Raw genomic sequence first — 1,588 nt, forward strand, 5'->3', positions numbered from 1 at the left:
CTAGTACTCCAGCAGGACTTCGACGTTTTGCCTGATCAGAGGGCTGCGCAGCGAGTGTAGTGGGCTGGTGCCCGTCAGGGGCGGTCTCCATGGGACCGCCCCTCGATCGTGTGTAGCCGGCGTTGGTAGTGACAGCGACGGGCGACGGCCTGGCGTTGTCGGCGCCAGGTGGACCAGTTCAAGGCGTGAGTGCGGGGCGAGCACCGTGGCGGACGCGGGTCGCGGGAACGGCCAGCTGCCAGGAGCCGCCGGATCTCTGCCACGGTGAGGTCGACCAGGCTGCGGGAACCGTTTCTGCAGCCCCCTTTGATGCCGCGGCTGCCGCCATCGCGGCCAGGAATGCGTGGGCAAGCATGGCCAGGGTGATGTGTCGCATCCAGCCGGTGTAGCGGCGGACCTCGTACTGGTCCAGGCCGCACTCGTTCTTCGCGGCCTGGAAGCACTCCTCGATCGCCCAGCGCGTCCCGGCGATCCGCACCAACTGTTCGACGGTTGTGTCGAGTTGTGCATAGGCGAGGTAGTAGGCGATCTCGTCGGGCTTGGTCAGGCTGCGGCGGGCCAGCGCCCACCGCCGGCGGACCTGGGCCTCGTCCTGGTAGTCGTACTCGGTCACGGCGGGCAGCTGGATGGCCGCCCAGTCGTAGATGCGTGGTCCCTTGGCGCCGTTGCCGCACGAGATCCGTTCCCAGGCCTCGGCCGGGGCCTGGGTGAACAGCCAGTCGATGCGTGGACAGCCCACGCTGAACTGGGACTTGGGCACCGCCAGGACGTAGCCGAGGCCGGACTGTTCCAGCAGGCGCCGGAAGCGTCCCTCCTGGCCGTAGGCCGAGTCCGCGGTGACCCAGGCGATGGGCAGCTCGGAGGCGAGCGCACGCAGCACCATAGCTTTGGCCAGATCGCCCTTCGTGTGGAAGTCCCGTTCGTCGGGGATCTTCGCCGCACGACAGCGGTCCCGGTCCTCGGTCCAGGACTTGGGCAGGTAGAGCTCCCGGTCGACCAGGGCACGGCCATGGGCGGAGGCGTAGGCCGCGAACACACCGATCTGGCAGTTCTCGGTACGGCCGGCGGTGCCGGAGTACTGGCGCTGCACACCGGCAGAGGTGATGCCCTTCTTGACGAAGCCGGTGTCGTCGATGATCAGGACGCCGTCGTCCTCGCCGAGGCGTTCGGCGACGTAGTGCTGGAGCTCGTCGCGGAGCTCGTCCGCGTCCCAGCGGGAACCGGCGAGCAGGTGTTGCAACCCGTCAGGAGTGGCGTGACCTGCGTATTCGGCCAGCTGCCAGCCGTTCTTGCGGCCGACAGGGCCGAGCAGGCCGCGAACGTAGTCGCGCATCCGGCGGCGCGGTTCCACACGGCTGAAACGGTGGCCGACACGGAGGAAGAGGTCTTCGAGTTCGTGGTCCCAGCTCTCGGCTGCAGGCTCGTTGATCACGGCGGGAGGCTGCCCCCATCGCTGTCACTACCAACGCCGGCTACACACGATCGAGGGGCGGTCCCATGGAGACCGCCCCTGACGGGCACCAGCCCACTACACTCACCGCGCAGCCCTCTGATCAGGCAAAACGTCGAAGTCCTGCTGGAGTACTAG

The 1,588-nt window shown here is 67.9% G+C and carries 1 protein-coding gene; it reads right to left on the reverse strand.

Features of this window, described 5'->3' with window-relative positions:
* Positions 1 to 178 precede the first annotated feature (178 nt).
* Complete coding sequence (locus ACFVVX_RS37970; RefSeq protein ID WP_387952737.1) at positions 179 to 1,429, reverse strand: IS701 family transposase; 1,251 nt, start codon at positions 1,427 to 1,429, stop codon at positions 179 to 181.
* Between the last annotated feature and the right edge of the window lie 159 nt (positions 1,430 to 1,588).

Source organism: Kitasatospora sp. NPDC058170 (assembly GCF_042883905.1).
Lineage (GTDB): Bacteria > Actinomycetota > Actinomycetes > Streptomycetales > Streptomycetaceae > Kitasatospora.